At 67.3% G+C, this 15,013-nt stretch carries 14 protein-coding genes; 4 read left to right on the top strand and 10 right to left on the bottom strand.

The window, feature by feature from the left end; translation table 11 throughout:
- Positions 1-498 precede the first annotated feature (498 nt).
- Both gudD and IAE34_RS20845 read right to left on the bottom strand, forming a co-directional pair.
- Positions 499-1,848: a glucarate dehydratase gene (gene gudD, locus IAE34_RS20840; RefSeq protein ID WP_442793240.1), complete on the bottom strand. Its 1,350-nt coding sequence runs from the start codon at positions 1,846-1,848 to the stop codon at positions 499-501.
- Between the two features lie 25 nt (positions 1,849-1,873).
- Complete coding sequence (locus IAE34_RS20845; RefSeq protein ID WP_200140843.1) at positions 1,874-3,226, bottom strand: MFS transporter; 1,353 nt, start codon at positions 3,224-3,226, stop codon at positions 1,874-1,876.
- 259 nt (positions 3,227-3,485) lie between these two features.
- Between IAE34_RS20845 and IAE34_RS20850 the strand changes: the two genes are divergently transcribed.
- Positions 3,486-4,187, top strand: a complete 702-nt coding sequence (locus IAE34_RS20850) for a FadR/GntR family transcriptional regulator (RefSeq protein WP_200140844.1) — start codon at positions 3,486-3,488, stop codon at positions 4,185-4,187.
- Positions 4,188-4,194: 7 nt separating this feature from the next.
- Here IAE34_RS20850 and IAE34_RS20855 read toward each other — a convergent pair whose 3' ends face one another.
- From IAE34_RS20855 to IAE34_RS20880, 6 genes are all read right to left on the bottom strand, one after another.
- Entirely contained in the window at positions 4,195-4,956 is a 762-nt protein-coding gene (locus IAE34_RS20855) for an ABC transporter ATP-binding protein (protein ID WP_200140845.1), read from the bottom strand.
- Positions 4,953-6,014: a FecCD family ABC transporter permease gene (locus IAE34_RS20860; protein ID WP_200140846.1), complete on the bottom strand. Its 1,062-nt coding sequence runs from the start codon at positions 6,012-6,014 to the stop codon at positions 4,953-4,955. Before IAE34_RS20860 ends, IAE34_RS20855 begins: the two co-directional genes overlap by 4 nt.
- The gene (locus tag IAE34_RS20865) at positions 6,011-7,072 is read right to left on the bottom strand and encodes an ABC transporter substrate-binding protein (protein WP_233631285.1); all 1,062 of its coding nucleotides are present in this window, start codon (positions 7,070-7,072) and stop codon (positions 6,011-6,013) included. The genes IAE34_RS20860 and IAE34_RS20865 overlap by 4 nt, the downstream gene beginning before the upstream one ends.
- A gap of 197 nt (positions 7,073-7,269) precedes the next feature.
- Positions 7,270-7,860, bottom strand: a complete 591-nt coding sequence (locus tag IAE34_RS20870; RefSeq protein ID WP_200140848.1) for an HAD family hydrolase — start codon at positions 7,858-7,860, stop codon at positions 7,270-7,272.
- Positions 7,857-8,726, bottom strand: coding sequence for an acyl-CoA thioesterase II (tesB, locus tag IAE34_RS20875; RefSeq protein WP_200140849.1), 870 nt, complete (start codon positions 8,724-8,726; stop codon positions 7,857-7,859). Before tesB ends, IAE34_RS20870 begins: the two co-directional genes overlap by 4 nt.
- A gap of 85 nt (positions 8,727-8,811) precedes the next feature.
- The gene (locus tag IAE34_RS20880; protein ID WP_200140850.1) at positions 8,812-9,381 is read right to left on the bottom strand and encodes a GNAT family N-acetyltransferase; all 570 of its coding nucleotides are present in this window, start codon (positions 9,379-9,381) and stop codon (positions 8,812-8,814) included.
- 63 nt (positions 9,382-9,444) lie between these two features.
- Here IAE34_RS20880 and IAE34_RS20885 point away from each other — a divergent pair, with 63 nt between their 5' ends.
- From IAE34_RS20885 to IAE34_RS20895, 3 genes are all read left to right on the top strand, one after another.
- Positions 9,445-10,251, top strand: coding sequence for a histidine phosphatase family protein (locus tag IAE34_RS20885; protein ID WP_442793239.1), 807 nt, complete (start codon positions 9,445-9,447; stop codon positions 10,249-10,251).
- A 78-nt stretch (positions 10,252-10,329) separates the two neighbouring features.
- A complete protein-coding gene (locus IAE34_RS20890) occupies positions 10,330-11,244 on the top strand; it encodes a histone deacetylase family protein (protein WP_200140851.1) in 915 nt (304 codons plus the stop codon).
- 149 nt (positions 11,245-11,393) lie between these two features.
- Complete coding sequence (locus tag IAE34_RS20895; RefSeq protein ID WP_200140852.1) at positions 11,394-12,641, top strand: TIGR03862 family flavoprotein; 1,248 nt, start codon at positions 11,394-11,396, stop codon at positions 12,639-12,641.
- Between the two features lie 9 nt (positions 12,642-12,650).
- Here the strand turns inward: IAE34_RS20895 and IAE34_RS20900 are convergent, their stop codons facing one another.
- Together IAE34_RS20900 and yedA are read right to left on the bottom strand one after the other, a co-directional pair.
- On the bottom strand, positions 12,651-13,982 hold the full coding sequence (locus tag IAE34_RS20900; protein WP_200140853.1) for a DEAD/DEAH box helicase: 1,332 nt from the start codon (positions 13,980-13,982) through the stop codon (positions 12,651-12,653).
- 72 nt (positions 13,983-14,054) lie between these two features.
- The gene (yedA, locus tag IAE34_RS20905) at positions 14,055-14,951 is read right to left on the bottom strand and encodes a drug/metabolite exporter YedA (RefSeq protein ID WP_200140854.1); all 897 of its coding nucleotides are present in this window, start codon (positions 14,949-14,951) and stop codon (positions 14,055-14,057) included.
- Positions 14,952-15,013: the final 62 nt, after the last annotated feature.

Here is a 15,013-nt window from a genome sequence, read left to right on the forward strand (position 1 = left end):
AAAAACCGGCGTACTTATGCACGATATAATACGTGCGTGCTCTATTGGGGGGCAGTCATCGTTCGCAAACACGCGTGATCAATGACCTGTTCCGCAGGGTCGCCAACTATGGCCGAGAAGTGATCGATCGTGTTCGAGGCGAGGAGGCCGAGCCTGCGCCATGACAAGCCCGCCCGCAAACAACCGAGTCAAGGCAATAAAACGGATGGCTTACGGCTACCAGAATAGAGAATTCTTTTTCACGAAGATCAAGAATCACTTTCCCGGCAATTCATGAAGAATCAAAAAAAGCCCCGGTCCCCCGGGGCTGCTGTTGCCAGGCGTCTGCCTACGCCTGCCCGACGCGAACCGAGCGCAGGGCGGGCAACAGGTAAGCGAGCGGTTCGGGCACGCCCTGGGCGGCACGAACCGAAGGGAATCATCGCACTGCTGCGCGAGCGCCTGCAGGACGATCACCCGGCGTACACCGGGCGAACGGGCTGCCAGGCCACCCAGTGCTCAACGCACCAGGCAGGGCCGCTTGTTGTCGAAGCACCACCCCGGAACCAGGTACTGCATGGCCACGCTGTCATCGCGTGCCCCCAGGCCCAGGCCGAGATAGCATGCATGCGCCTTGGCCAGCTGCTCTTCGTCCAGCTCCACCCCCAACCCCGGCCGGCTCGGCACCGCCACGTGCCCATCGACGATACGCAGCGGCTGGCGCGTGAGCCGCTGGCCGTCCTGCCATATCCAGTGGGTATCGATGGCCGTGATGTCGCCCGGTGCGGCTGCCGCCACCTGGGTGAACATCGCCAGCGAAATGTCGAAGTGGTTGTTGGAGTGCGAGCCCCAGGTCAAACCCCAGTCGTGGCACATCTGCGCCACCCGGACCGAGCCCTGCAGGGTCCAGAAATGCGGGTCGGCCAGCGGGATGTCCACGGCCTGCGACTGGATCGCGTGGCCCATCTGCCGCCAGTCGGTGGCTATCATGTTGGTGGCGGTGCGCAGGCCCGTGGCGCGGCGGAACTCGGCCATCACCTCGCGCCCCGAGTAGCCGTTCTCGGCGCCGCACGGGTCTTCGGCATAGGCCAGCACCGCCTGCTGGTCGCGGCACAGGGCAATGGCCTGCTGCAAGGACCATGCGCCGTTGGGGTCCAGGGTGATGCGCGCCTGGGGGAAGCGTTCGGCCAGTGCGGTGACGGCCTCGATTTCCTCTTCGCCGCGCAGCACGCCGCCCTTGAGCTTGAAATCGCTGAAGCCATAGCGAGCCTGCGCCGCTTCCGCCAGGCGCACCACCGCTTCCGAGGTCAGGGCCGGTTCATGGCGTACACGGAACCAGTCGTCGTCGCTGTCGGCTTCGTCGCGATAGGCCAGGTCGGTCCGGCGGCGGTCGCCAATGTAGAACAGGTAGCCGAGCATCTTCACCGCCTCGCGCTGCTGGCCCTCGCCCAGCAGTGCGGCCATCGGCACATTCAGGTGCTGGCCGAGCAGGTCGAGCAGCGCCGACTCGATGGCCGTCACCGCGTGCACGGTGATGCGCAGGTCGAAGGTCTGCAGGCCACGGCCTGCCGAGTCACGGTTGGCGAAGGTCTGGCGCATGGCATTGAGCACACGCTGGTAATGGCCGATCGGCTGGCCCAGCACCAGGCTGCGGGCGTCTTCCAGGGTCTGGCGGATCTTTTCGCCGCCTGGCACCTCGCCGAGTCCTGTGTTGCCGGCGCTGTCACGCACCACCACCACGTTGCGGGTGAAGTACGGGCCATGGGCGCCGCTGAGGTTGAGCAGCATGCTGTCGTGGCCGGCCACGGGAATCACGCGCAGCTCGGTGACCACCGGGGTGCTGGCATGAACGGAGGAAGGTACGGGCATATTCATGGTCGTGGTCTCGCAGGGGTCAGTGAGTGTGGCGAAGGCCCGAGGCCGTCTGGAGCGCATCGAAGTCGGCACCCTTGGGGCGAGTGCGCACGAAGAAAATGGCGATGGCCGCCAGGACCGAGGTCACTGCCAGGCCGTAGAGGCCGCCTTGAATGGAGCCGGTCTGCTGCTCCAGCAGGCCGAAGGTGGTCGGCGCCACGAAGCCGCCGAGGTTGCCGATCGAGTTGATCAGGGCGATCACCGCCGCTGCGATGCGTGCATCCAGGTAGCCCTGGGGGATCGGCCAGAACAGCGACGACGCCGACTTGAAGCCGATGGCCGCGAAGCACACGGCGACGAAGGCGAACACCGGCCCACCGGTGGTGGACATGAACATGCCGATGGCCGCCACGATCAAGGCGCCGGCGACCCAGGCCTGCTGGTACTTCCAGCGCGCCGAGCCGGCGGCGAAGGCGTACATGGCCAGGATCGAGATCAGCCAGGGGATGGAGTTGAAGAAGCCGACCTGCAGGTCGCTCAGATCGCCCATGCGCTTGATGATGCTCGGCAGCCAGAAGGTGGCGGCGTAGATGGTCAGCTGGATGCAGAAGTAGATCAGGCAGAACAGCAGGATCTGGCGGTCCTTGAGCAAGCTCCAGGCCGAGGTCCGCACCGTGCCCATGGCCTCGCGCGCCTGCTGTTCGCGGTCGATGGTGGCTACCAGCGCGGCTTGCTCGGCCGGGCTCAGCCATGCAGCGTCCTGGGGATTGGAGTCGAGCCAGAAGAACACGAAGAAGCACAGCGCCACCGAGGCCATGCCCTCGATGAACAGCATCCATTGCCAGCCATGCAGCCCCAGGCCCTGGATCTGCATCAGCGCACCGGCCAGGGGGCCGGAAATCAGCGAAGCCACGGCCGAGCCGCTGAGGAAGATGGCGATCGCCTTGCCGCGCTCTGCGGCCGGCAGCCAGCGCGTGAAGTAGTAGATCACGCCGGGAAAGAACCCGGCTTCGGCCACGCCGAGCAGAAAGCGCAACACATAGAACTGGGTTTCGTTCTGCACGAAGGCCATGGCCGTGGCCACCAGCCCCCAGGTGAACATGATGCGCGTCAGCCACAGGCGCGCCCCGACCTTCTGCAGCAGCATGTTGGACGGCACTTCGAACAGCGCGTAGCCGATGAAGAACAGGCCAGCGCCGAAACCGAAGGCGGCGGCGCTGATACCCAGGTCGCTCTCCAGGTGCGGACGCACGAAGCCGATGTTGACGCGGTCGAGGTAGTTGACGATGAACATGATGACGAACAGCGGCAGGACGTGGCGTTTGACCTTGGCCACGGCACTGGCCAACGCGTCGCCGTCGTTTCGAGCGGACGGAGCGAGGGTGTCGTTCACTTGCGGATCTCCCACTAATTGTTTTTGTGCGGGTCGGGGTTGTCTGACAGGGCAGTGACACGAGCATAGGGTCGACACGGTTGTACGACAAGATCCAGAACATCACTCAAATGGCGAAATACAAGCGATAAATCTGCCTAAATTCACCGAAACCGCTATCACTGATCATGTGATGAACAGCTTCTTCGGTAAATTATTCGGCAGAAAATATTTTTATCGATTAACTTGTCGTACAAGCAAAACCGACAGGAGACACTTCATGACCTCCGGCCATGCGCGCACCCGCGGTCACAGCCGCGCCCACGAACTGGTCTCGCACCTGACCCAGCAGATTCTGCTCGGCACCTTCGAGCCGGGCGACAAGCTGCCCTCGGAAAACACGCTGGTCCGTGAGCATGGGGTGAGCCGTACGGTAGTGCGCGAAGCCTTGTCCAAGCTTCAGGCCTCGGGCCTGGTGCAACCTCGGCACGGCATCGGCACGTTCGTCATGGAGCGCCAGCCACAGGCCGGCCTGCGCATCGCCGCGCACAGCGCGGCGGATGTACGCGACCTGCTGGAGTTGCGCATGGGCCTGGAGGGCCAGGCCGCCGCCCTGGCGGCGCTGCGCCGTGATGCCGGGCACTTGGCACGCATGCGCCAGGCACTGGACGACTATCAGGACCGGGCCGCGGCCGGCGACAGCTGCATCGAAGCCGACCGGCGCTTTCACCTGCTGATCGCCGAGGCCACCGGCAACGTCTATTTCAGCGAGATGCTGCTACAGCTGGGCAACGGCCTGATCCCGCGCAACCGCATGACCCAGGCCGAGCGCGGCGGTGCGAAGCTGGCGCGCCAGGCCTACCTGGCCAACCTGGAGCATGAAGCGATCCTCAACGCCATTGCACGCCAGGATGCCGATGCGGCACGTGCGGCGCTCTGCCTGCACCTGTCCAACAGCCGCGACCGTTTGCTGCCGGACTGACCTGCGTTCAGCGCAGCGCCCGATCCACCAGCACTTGTAGGCGGCCCTGGGAACACCGCTCGACCCGTGCCTGAACCCCGTACACCTGGGCCAGTCGCTCGGGTTGGAGCACCTCGCGCGGCGTACCGCAGGCCACCACCCGGCCCTTTTCCAGCATCACCAGGCAATCGGCATGGCTGGCCGCCAGGTTGATGTCGTGCAGCACCGCCACCGCCAGCAGGCGATGCCGTGCCACGCGCTCGCGCACGGCATCCATCACCCGCAGCTGGTAATGCAGGTCCAGGGCGCTGGTGGGCTCGTCGAGCAGCAGTACCTGCGGATTACGGGCCAACAGCTGGGCCAGGGCGACCAACTGGCGCTGACCGCCCGAGAGACTGTCCAGCCCCTGCTCGGCCAGGTGCTCGATGCCGAGTTGGCGCAGGGCCTCGAACGCGGAGCCCAGCATGTCATCGGCGGCGCCCACGCGCAGAGCCGCGACGATGCTCTCCAGCACCCCGAGCGCCAGACCCGGCGGCAGCTGCTGCGGCATGTAGGCCAGGCGGCGGGCGCGCTCGGCGAAGTTCAGGCGCGTGACGTCCTGCCCGTCGAGGTGCACGGCGCCGCTCATTCGCTCGAGCCCGGCCAGGGCACGCAACAGGGTGGACTTGCCGGCACCGTTGGGCCCTACCAGCGCCACCAGGCTGCCGGCCGGCAGTTCCGGCAGGCTCAGGCCCTCGATGATCGAGCGTCGCCCGTAGGCCACCGACACGCCGTCGATACGCAGGCTCACAGCCGTCTCCCGCGCTTGAACACCAGCACCACGAACACCGGCACGCCCACCAGGGCGGTGACGATGCCCACCGGCACGATCACCCCGGGCAGGATCAGCTTGCTGGCGATCGACGACAGCGACAGCAGCAAGGCCCCGACCAACGCACTGGCCGGCAGCAGGAAGCGCTGATCCTCGCCCACCAGCAGGCGAGCGATGTGCGGACCGACCAGGCCAATGAACCCGATGGTGCCGACGAACGCCACTGCCGTGGCCGACAGCAGGCTGATGCGCAACAGGGAGGCCACGCGCAGACGTCGGGTATCCACGCCGAAGCTGCGCGCGCGGTCCTCGCCCATGCGCAGCAGGGTCATGGCCGGCGCGCTGCGCAACGAAAAAGGCAGTACCAGCGCCAGCACCCCGGCGAGGATCCCGAGCTTCTGCCAGTTGGCCCTGGCCAGGCTGCCGAGGGTCCAGAACACCAGTTGCTGCAGCACGTCCTCGGTGGCCAGCAGTTGCAGCAACGACACCAGGGCGTTGCAGCTGAATACCAGGGCGATGCCGAACAGCACCAGGCTCTCGACCCCGGCGCCCCGTAGCCGCGACATGCCCTGCAGCAACAGCACCGACAGGCAGGCGAAGACGAAGGCCATCACCGTGACCTGTGCGCTGGGCGAGACCCAGGCGAACGTCAGCGGGTAGGCGATGGCCAGCGAGGCGCCGAGCGCAGCGGCCGACGACACGCCCAGGGTGAAGGGGCTCGCCAGCGGGTTGTCGAGGATCGCCTGCATTTCGGCGCCCGCCAGTGCCAGCGCCGCGCCCACCAGCACTGCCATGAGGGCATAGGGCAGGCGCACGTTCCAGATGATCACCCGCTGCGTGGCGCTGAGTGTGTCGGGTTCGAGCACCCCGTGCAGCAACTGCCCCAGTCCCATGCCCGAGGCGCCGCTGGCCAAATCGCCGAGTACCGCCAGCAGCAACAGTGCGGCCAGCGCGCCGACCAGGCCAGCGCGTCGCCACAGCAGGCGGCGATAGGCGTGCGCCGCCTGCTCGACCCCGGGCAAGGCCTGCGCGGTCACTTCGCGTCGATCCAGTAGTGGCCATCCAGGCCGACTTCGAGCATCTGGTTGATCTGCCCGAGGGTCGCCTGCGGATCGAGGTCCTTGAACTGTTCGGGATGAATCCAGCGCGCCATGGCCTCGATGGCCAGGATGTTGAACGGCGAGTTGTAGAAGTCATGCCACAGGCCATGGGCCTGGCCATCGCGAATCGGTCGCAGGGGCGCGAACTCGGGCCGTGCGGTGATCTTCGCCAGGCTCTGGCGGGCGGTATCGGCGCTCACGCCGGCGCCGAGCAGCACGCCCGGGGCACGGTTGCCGGTAGCGATGTAGACATCCGGATCTGCCTTGAGCACGTACTCCACGCTCACGTCGCCCAGCGCGCCGGGCACCACGTCGGCGGCGATATTGTGCCCTCCCACGGCCTGGACCACGCTGCCCAGGCCGCTCTTGCCGGTGGTGTGCCCCGGCGCCTGCCAGACACCGGCCAGCAGCTCGAGGAACACCTTCGGCCGCGGCCGATCGCCCAGTGCCGCTACCTGGTCGGTGACGCGCTCGAGGTGCTGGTCGTAGAAGCTCAGGTACTGCTGCGCCTGCTGTTCGCGCCCGAGCAAAGTGCCCAGCGCCTGGAGGCTGACCCGGGTGTTCTCGATCGGGTGGACCCGGAAATCGATGAACAGCACCGGGATGCCGGCCTGTTCCAGCAGGTCGGCCACCGGGCTGTGCTGGGTCGGGCCTTCGCCGGCGATGCTGAAGATCGCCAGGTCCGGCTTGAGCGCGAGGATCTGCTCGGCGCTCACGCTCTGCTCCGAGGCCTGGCCGATCAGCGGCAGCTTGGCCACCTGTGGATAACGCTTGGCATACACCTGGAAGGTGTGAGGGTCGAGCAGGCGCATATCGTTCTGCCAGCCGACCACCCGTTGGAACGGGTTGTCACGGTCCAGCAGCGCCAGGGCGAAGAACAGCCGCCCCTCGCCCAGCACGATTCGCTGCGGCGCATGGTCCATCTCCACCTTGCGCCCCAGCACATCGGTGACTTGAACGGCGCTGGCGGTCTGGGCCAGGCCGAGGCTGGCCATGAAGACAACGACGTACGGCAGCGCGCGCCGAGCGTAGCGGAGGAAGGCGGACATGAGGGCTCCTGCGACTGCGGATGGCTGATGGAGAATCGGTCTCATTCAGCCGCGCATTCTAGTCGGCGCCCTGCCCTGGCCTGTGTTCGAGAATGTAGCGCGATGTCATGGGATGTAACGACACCCCCTTTCGCCCGCCGGTTTCAGTCGAGCAGGGCCTTGAGCGCCGCGCAGTCGCGGGCATGCCAGTCGGCAAGGCCGGGCCAGGGGTTTTCCGGCAGGTTGACCAGCACGGTACGGGCGCCGGCGGCGCGGCCGCAGTCCAGGTCGTGGCGGTGATCGCCGACCATCACCAGCGCCTCTGGCGCCACGTTCCAGGCCCGGGCGATGTGCAGCAGCCCCGCCGGCTGCGGTTTTGGCGCGGCCTCGTCGCGACCGAGCACCTGCTCGGCGGCGAAGCAATCGGCCAGGCCGATGGCCTGCAAGGTGAGGTGCGCCAGTTCGCGGGCATTGCGCGTGAGAATGCCCAGCCGGCAGCCCCGCGCGGCCAGCTCGCGGACCAGTTCCACGGCGCCGTGCGCCGCAGTGGATGCCAGGGCCAGCTCGCGCTCGTGGTCGAGCAGCCAGGCGTGCTTGGCCGCCGCCTCGGCTTCAGGCAGCGCGGCCAAGTGGCCGAGAATGTCGTCTTCCGGAGGAATCTCCAGGTGCCGTCGAATGGCGGCGAAGTCGTGCACCGCCACGGTGAGGGTGCCGTCCATGTCGAACACCCAGTGACGCGCCTCGCGCAGGCTCATGCCCAGTCCTTGCGGTGGCGGATCAGCCCTTCCTGGGTGCTGGACGCCACCAGTTGCCCGGCCCGGTTGTAGATGCTGCCACGGGTGAAGCCGCGGGCATTGCCCGCCCAGGGGCTGTCGGTGGCGTACAGCAGCCACTCGTCGGCGCGCAGGTCGCGGTGGAACCACAAGGCGTGGTCCAGGCTGGCGATCTGCATGTCCTTCTGCCACACCGAGCGCCCGTGGGGCTGCAACGCCGTGGTCAGCAGGCCGAAGTCGGAAGCGTAGGCCAGCAGGTACTTGTGCAGCGCCGGTACGTCCGGCAGGTTGCCGTCAGCGCGGAACCAGGCGTACTTGACCGGATCGCCCGGCTGGGGGTCGAACGGATCGCGCTCGGTCACCGGGCGGATCTCGATGGGCTTGGCGCACAGCACCTTGTCGCGAATGCGCTCGGGTAGCTTGTCGGCCATGGCCCGCGCCAGTTCCACCTCCGTGGGCAGATCCTCCGGGCCCGGCACGTCGGGCATGGCGCTCTGATGCTCGAAACCGCCTTCGTCGTACTGGAACGAGGCGCTGCAGGTGAAGATCGGCTGGCCCTTCTGGATCGCCGTGACCCGCCGCGTGCTGAAGCTGCCGCCATCGCGCACCCGGTCGACCGAGTACACCACCGGCATGCTGGCATCGCCCGGACGCAGGAAATAGCCATGCAGGGAGTGCACATGGCGGGCATCCTCGACGGTCTGGCTGGCTGCCGACAGCGACTGGCCCAGCACCTGCCCGCCGTACAGCTGACGGAAGCCCAGGTCCTGGCTGCGGCCACGGAACAGGTTCTCTTCGATGGGTTCGAGGCTGAGCAGGTCGACCAGGTCGTCCAGTACGTGGCTCATCGGTGGTGTCTCCTAGGGCATTACGGCAATCAGGGATGGCGCGGATGATACAGAATTTGTCAGCGCCGCCGCGCCCGAGTGCCGTTCAACTGCGCAAGGTCTGCTCCCATCGGGCCCGGTCGATGCGGTACAGCACGTGCGGGCGCAGCGCATGGCCCGGCGGCAAACGCGGATGCTCGAACGTGCCTGCCAGGTCCTGGACCATGCCGATGGCCTGCATCACCTTCTGCGAAGGCACGTTGTGCTGGCTGGCGAAGGACACCACCTCGTCCAGGTGAAGTTGGGCGAAGGCGCACCGCAGGCAGGTCCAGGCCGCTTCGCTGGCGAACCCCTGCCCCCAGTGCCGCCTGGCCAGGCGCCAGCCCACCTCCACCGCCGGCGCGAACGGCGCCTCGAAGTTGACATTGAGCAGCCCGGTCAGGCCGATGAACGCGCCGCTGTCCATCCGCTCCAGCGCCCAGAGCCCGTAGCCGTATTCGTTGAAATGGCCCCGCACCCGACCGATCAGCGCAGCGCATTCCAGCCGGCTGAGCGGCGCCGGAAAGTAACGCATCACCTGGGGGTCGGCGCACATCTCGGCGAAGGCCGGCAGGTCGTCGTCCTGCCACTGGCGCAGGATCAGCCGGGCACTTTGCAGGGTGAGGATCGGGGTCATGAACAAGGCTCCAAGTACAGGGCACGGCGATTCATAGCCTAGGGGCTGGATGAAGATTTTCCCATGTTGGCAGACCCACGCATTTTTCACACCGGCTTCACCGCGCAGGCACAGATCGCTTCGCACAATGCCGCGCATTCGCCCACTCCGCCTGCGGCCTTCTCCTGCTGGAGCCTGTACATGCTTTCGAGCCACCCCCTGCCAACCCTGCCCTTGAGCACCCCAGTCCCGTGGATCAGCCGCACCGGCAAGATCAGGGCCCTGGTCATCGGCCTGGTGCTGATCAGCGCCAGCATCCTGTTCTGGGCACTGACGAGGACAACGGTCGTGAACCTTGCCGACGAAGCACAACTCGACGCCAGTGGCCTGCTGCAACGCTGGGCCGAAGGCGGCGTCATCGTGATGGTCCGCCATGCCGAGCGCTGCGACAGCAGCCCCGGCCGCTGCCTGGACGACAGCACCGGCATCACGGTGGCCGGCAGCCAGGCCGCGCAGCACGTGGGCGAAGGTCTGCAACAACTGGGGCTAGGCGGGGCGGACGTGCTGAGCAGCCCGAAACTGCGCACCCGGCAGACCGCGCATTTTCTGATCGGTGCCACAGTCGCCAGCGAAAACTGGCTCGAGGACTGCGATCGCGGGTTCGCTGAACAGGCGCTGGATCGCAAGCGCAGCGGCCACAACCTGGTGCTGGTGACCCACAGCGGCTGCATCGATCACTTCGAACGCGATTTCCAGGTAGACCCCGCCGACCGCCGCGCCGCCTACGCCAGCGCCCTGTTCGTCTCCCTCGACGACCACGGCCACGCGCGAATCCTGGGCCGCCTCAACGAACCGGATTGGCGCCGGGTGCTGGCGACCACCCGCCGCTGACCGCCGGCACCTGCGCGGTTGCGTCCGTTCCAAGCACACTGGCAAGATGCCCATTGCTCCCAGGCCGCGACCCACGCCATGCCCCTGCCGCTGATCTATCACGACGACTACAGCCCCCCGTTCCCGCCCGAGCATCGTTTTCCCATGGACAAGTTCCGCCTGCTGCGCGACCACCTCGTGAGCAGTGAGGTGACCAGCGAGGCGGCGCTGCTGCGCCCGCAGATCTGCCCGAACGATATCCTCGCCCTGGCCCACGACCGCGGCTACATCGAGCGCTACCTGCACGGCGAGCTGTCCCGCGAGGACCAGCGCCGCCTCGGCCTGTCCTGGAGCGAAGCCCTGGCGCGACGCACCGTGCGCGCGGTCGGCGGCTCGCTGCTGACCGCCGAGATGGCGTTGCAGCACGGCCTGGCCTGTCACCTGGCCGGTGGCACCCACCATGCCCACTACGACTACCCGGCCGGGTTCTGCATCTTCAACGACCTGGCGGTGATCAGCCGCTACCTGCTCGAAGCCGGTCGCGTGCAGCGGGTGCTGATCTTCGACTGCGACGTGCACCAGGGCGACGGCACCGCCCGCATCCTCGAAGACACGCCCGAGGCCATCACCGTGTCGTTGCATTGCGAGCAGAACTTCCCGGCGCGCAAGGCCCGCAGCGACTGGGACATCCCGCTGCCGCGGGGCATGGGCGACCAGGCTTATCTGCAGGTGGTCGACGACGCGCTGAACTACCTGCTGCCCCTGTACCAGCCCGACCTGGTGCTCTATGACGCCGGCGTCGACGTGCACAAGGACGATGCCCTGGGCTATCTGCAGCTCACCGACGCAGGCGTGGCAGCCCGCGACGAAGCCGTGCTGCGTCACTGCCTGGGCCGTGACATCCCGGTAGCCGGTGTGATCGGCGGCGGGTACAGCAAGGACCGCGAAGCCCTGGCTCGACGCCACGGCATCCTGCACCACAGCGCCGCAAGGGTGCTGGGTTACGCACAGTGACTGTGGAACCGCCTGTGGATAACCTGCGCGAAAGCCGCTACAGCCCTGTAACTGCCTGACCTGCAAGTAACTGATCGTTTTTTGTACAGTGCCGGTCGGCGGGTGCTGAGGTAGAATGCGCGCTCTTTTCCACAGCCACTTGCGTCCCCATGACCCACTCGCACCCCGCCTCCGCCCCCCTTGTCGCCGTCATCGGCGCCGGACCCGCCGGCCTGATGGCGGCCGAAGCGCTGGCCCAGGCGGGCACGCGGGTGGAGGTGTTCGATGCCATGCCGTCGGTAGGACGCAAGTTCCTGCTCGCGGGCGTCGGTGGCATGAACATCACCCACTCCGAGCCCTACCCGGCGTTCGTCGGCCGGTATGGCGAGCGCCAACAGGCCATCGATGGGCTGCTGCGCGATTTCGACGGCCCGGCCTTGCGCCAGTGGATCCATGACCTGGGCATCGACACCTTCGTCGGCACCTCGGGCCGCGTGTTCCCGACCGACATGAAGGCCGCGCCGTTGCTGCGCGCCTGGCTCAAGCGCCTGCGCGAGGCCGGCGTGGTTATCCACACCCGCCACCGCTGGCTCGGCTGGAGCGCCGACGGCGCCTTGCGAATCGGTTGTCCACAGGGCGAGCGCCTGGTGCAGGCCAATGCCGTGGTGCTCGCCCTGGGCGGCGGTAGTTGGGCACGATTGGGCTCGGATGGCGCCTGGGTGCCGCTGCTGGCCGAGCGGGCTGTGGATATCTCTGCGCTGCGCCCGAGCAACTGCGGTTTCGAGGTGTCGGGATGGAGCGAACTGCTCAAGGCAAAGTTCGCCGGCGCACCGCTGAAGAACATCGCCCTGAGCATGCCCGGCAGCGCGCCGCGCAAGGGCGAATTCATCCTCACCGCGCAGGGCGTCGAAGGCAGCCTGGTGTATGCCTGGTCCGCGCCGCTGCGCAGCGCCATCGAGCGCGAGGGCCGTGCCACCCTGCTGCTGGACCTGCTACCGGATCGATCTGTGGACAAAATCGCCCAGGCCTTGGCCCGACCGCGTGGTTCGCGTTCGATGGCCAGGCACCTGCACGGCCAGCTGGGCATCGACGGGGTGAAGGCGGCGCTGCTGCGCGAGCTCACCGACCAGGCGAGCTTCGCCGACCCCGAGCGCCTGGCCCAGGCGATCAAGTCGCTGCCCATCGAACTGCTGCGCACGCGACCGCTGGACGAAGCCATCAGCAGTGCCGGTGGCGTGCGTTTCGAAGCCCTGGACGAGGGCCTGATGCTGCGCAACGTGCCTGGCGTGTTCTGTGCCGGCGAGATGCTCGACTGGGAAGCACCGACCGGCGGCTACCTGCTGACAGCCTGCTTCGCCAGCGGCCGGCGTGCCGGCCAGGCCGCCGCACGCTGGCTGGGTGCGCGGCCTCTCGGCTAGCGCACGGACTCAGGGCTTGCGCTTGCGCGGCCCGCCGAAGCTCGGCACCTTGCGCACCGGCTTGACGGTCGGGGCTGCGTCGTCGCTGCTGTCCATCCATTTGCCCAGCCCGCGCTTGGCGCTGTTCTCCTTGGGCTTCTTGGGCTTCTTGGGTTTCTTGGGCTTTTTCAGCACCTGGCCACTGGCATCGGTCATCGGCACCCGATGATCAGGGATGAAGTCCGCTTCCTCATGGCGTGGCAGGGTCTGGCGAATCAGGGTTTCGATGGCCGACAGCAATTGCACCTCGTCTGCGCACACCAGCGAGATCGCCTCGCCCTTGTTGCCCGCGCGGCCGGTACGACCGATGCGGTGCACGTAGTCTTCGGCAACGATCGGCAGGTCGAGGTTGACCACCAGCGGCAGGTCGTCGATGTCCAGGCCACGGGCCGCCACGTCGGTGGCCACCAGTACCTGGATCTCGCGGGCCTTGAAGCTGTCCAGGGCGCGCTGACGCGTCGCCTGGGGCCGATCACCGTGGATCCCGTCGGCCTTCACGCCTTCTGCGAGCAGGCGCTCGACCAGCTGATCGACGCCATTGCGGGTCTTGGCGAACACCAGCACCTGGCTCCAGCGCTGCTTGCGCAGCAGGTGGCAGAACAGGTCGGCCTTGCGTTTCTTGTCCACCGGCACCAGCGACTGGCGCACGGTGGTGGCCGCCGCGTTGCGCGGGCTCACCTCCACGCTCAGCGGATCGTTCAGCGCCAGCCCGGCGAGCAGCCGAATCTGTTCCGAGAAGGTGGCCGAGAACAGCAGCGTCTGGCGCTTGCGCGGCAACGCGGCGTACACCGCTTGCAGTTCCTCGGCGAAACCGAGGTCGAGCATGCGGTCGGCTTCGTCCAGCACCAGGGTCTGCACCTGGCCGAACTTCAGGGCGTTCTGGCGGAACAGGTCGAGCAGCCGCCCGGGCGTGGCCACCAGCAGGTCGACACCACGGCGCAGGCGCATCATCTGCGGGTTGATGCTGACACCACCATACACCGCATAGGTGCTCAACGGCAGGTGCTCGGCGTACTGGCGGACCGTAGCGTGAACCTGCTCGGCCAGCTCGCGGGTGGGCACCAGCACCAGGGCACGGATCGAGTTGCTGTCCACCTTGGCGCCTTCAAGGGCCAGGCGCTGCAGCACCGGCAGGGCGAAGCCGGCGGTCTTGCCGGTGCCGGTCTGCGCGGCGGCCATCAGGTCGCGGCCGGCCAGCACCGCTGGAATGGCCTGGGCCTGGACGGGTGTGGGGGTGGAGTAGCCCAGCGCCTGCAAGGTGCGCAGCAAGGGTTCGATCAGGCCGAGTTTGGCGAAAGTCATGGGTGTACCGTCAGAGGGGTTCAGCGAAGGCGGCAGTTTACCGCAAGCCTGCCCTCGCCGTGGCCTCCCCTGTCAGGCCACCTGACGCGGCGCGCGGCGCCACTGCGGCAGGCCGATCAGCACCACCGCACCGATGATCACGCCCATGGCCAGGGCTTCCTCGGCGCCGATCCGTTCGCCGGCGAAGGCGATACCCAGCAGTACCGCCACCACCGGATTGACGTAGGCGTAACTGGTGGCGGCGGCCGGACGCACATGCTTGAGCAGGTACATGTACGAGCTGAACGCCAGGATCGAGCCGAACAGCACCAGATAAGCCAGCGCTCCCCAGCCGGCCGCGCTGGGCATCTGGGTCAGGCGTTCACCGCTGAGCAGGCTGCCGATCAGCAACGCCGCACCGCCCACCAGCATCTCGGCCGCGCTGGCCATGGCGCCCTGGGGCAGCGGCAGCTGCTTGCTCCACACCGAGCCGAAGGCCCAGGCCGCGGCGGCGAAGACCAGCAGCGCCGCGCCCATGGGGCTGGCCTGCAGGTTCGAGCCCAGGTTGAGCAGGGCGATCCCGACCAGCCCCAGCAGGATCCCTGCCCATTCCAGGCGCGAGTTGCGATGACCGAAGCACAGGCCGAACATCAGGGTGAACAGCGGCACGGTGGCCACCGCCAGCGCGGCCACGCCCGAGGCGACGCCGGCATGTTCGGCCAGGGTCACCCCGCCATTGCCGCAACTGAGCAGCAGAAAGCCGATGGCGCCAGCCGAGCGCCACTGCGCCCAGGTGGGCGCCGGTGCTCCACGCCAGCGCAGAAAGCCGTACAGCAGGCTGCCGGCGATGAGAAAGCGCACGCCGGCCATGAGCATCGGCGGCCATGACTCGATCCCGATGCGAATGGCCAGATAGGTGGAGCCCCAGACCAGGTAAAGCGCCATGAAAGCGCCCAGGAGCAACCAGGGGAAACGACGGGAGGTAGGCATGAGGGGCGCTCGAATTCCGTTTTCGGATGCTCTAGTCTAGAAAGGCACGAATGGAAAAATAA

It is taken from the genome of Pseudomonas sp. S30, from assembly GCF_016518545.1.
Classification (GTDB): Bacteria; Pseudomonadota; Gammaproteobacteria; order Pseudomonadales; family Pseudomonadaceae; genus Aquipseudomonas.

What these genes read in the sequence shown, in the direction of transcription:
- gudD (WP_442793240.1), bottom strand. Translation starts at nt 1,848, where the DNA reads ATGCCCGTACCTTCCTCCGTTCATGCCAGCACCCCGGTGGTCACCGAG.
- IAE34_RS20850 (WP_200140844.1), top strand. Translation starts at nt 3,486, where the DNA reads ATGACCTCCGGCCATGCGCGCACCCGCGGTCACAGCCGCGCCCACGAA.
- IAE34_RS20865 (WP_233631285.1), bottom strand. Translation starts at nt 7,072, where the DNA reads ATGGCCAGCCTCGGCCTGGCCCAGACCGCCAGCGCCGTTCAAGTCACC.
- IAE34_RS20870 (WP_200140848.1), bottom strand. Translation starts at nt 7,860, where the DNA reads ATGAGCCTGCGCGAGGCGCGTCACTGGGTGTTCGACATGGACGGCACC.
- tesB (WP_200140849.1), bottom strand. Translation starts at nt 8,726, where the DNA reads ATGAGCCACGTACTGGACGACCTGGTCGACCTGCTCAGCCTCGAACCC.
- IAE34_RS20880 (WP_200140850.1), bottom strand. Translation starts at nt 9,381, where the DNA reads ATGACCCCGATCCTCACCCTGCAAAGTGCCCGGCTGATCCTGCGCCAG.
- IAE34_RS20885 (WP_442793239.1), top strand. Translation starts at nt 9,445, where the DNA reads ATGTTGGCAGACCCACGCATTTTTCACACCGGCTTCACCGCGCAGGCA.
- IAE34_RS20890 (WP_200140851.1), top strand. Translation starts at nt 10,330, where the DNA reads ATGCCCCTGCCGCTGATCTATCACGACGACTACAGCCCCCCGTTCCCG.
- IAE34_RS20895 (WP_200140852.1), top strand. Translation starts at nt 11,394, where the DNA reads ATGACCCACTCGCACCCCGCCTCCGCCCCCCTTGTCGCCGTCATCGGC.
- IAE34_RS20900 (WP_200140853.1), bottom strand. Translation starts at nt 13,982, where the DNA reads ATGACTTTCGCCAAACTCGGCCTGATCGAACCCTTGCTGCGCACCTTG.
- yedA (WP_200140854.1), bottom strand. Translation starts at nt 14,951, where the DNA reads ATGCCTACCTCCCGTCGTTTCCCCTGGTTGCTCCTGGGCGCTTTCATG.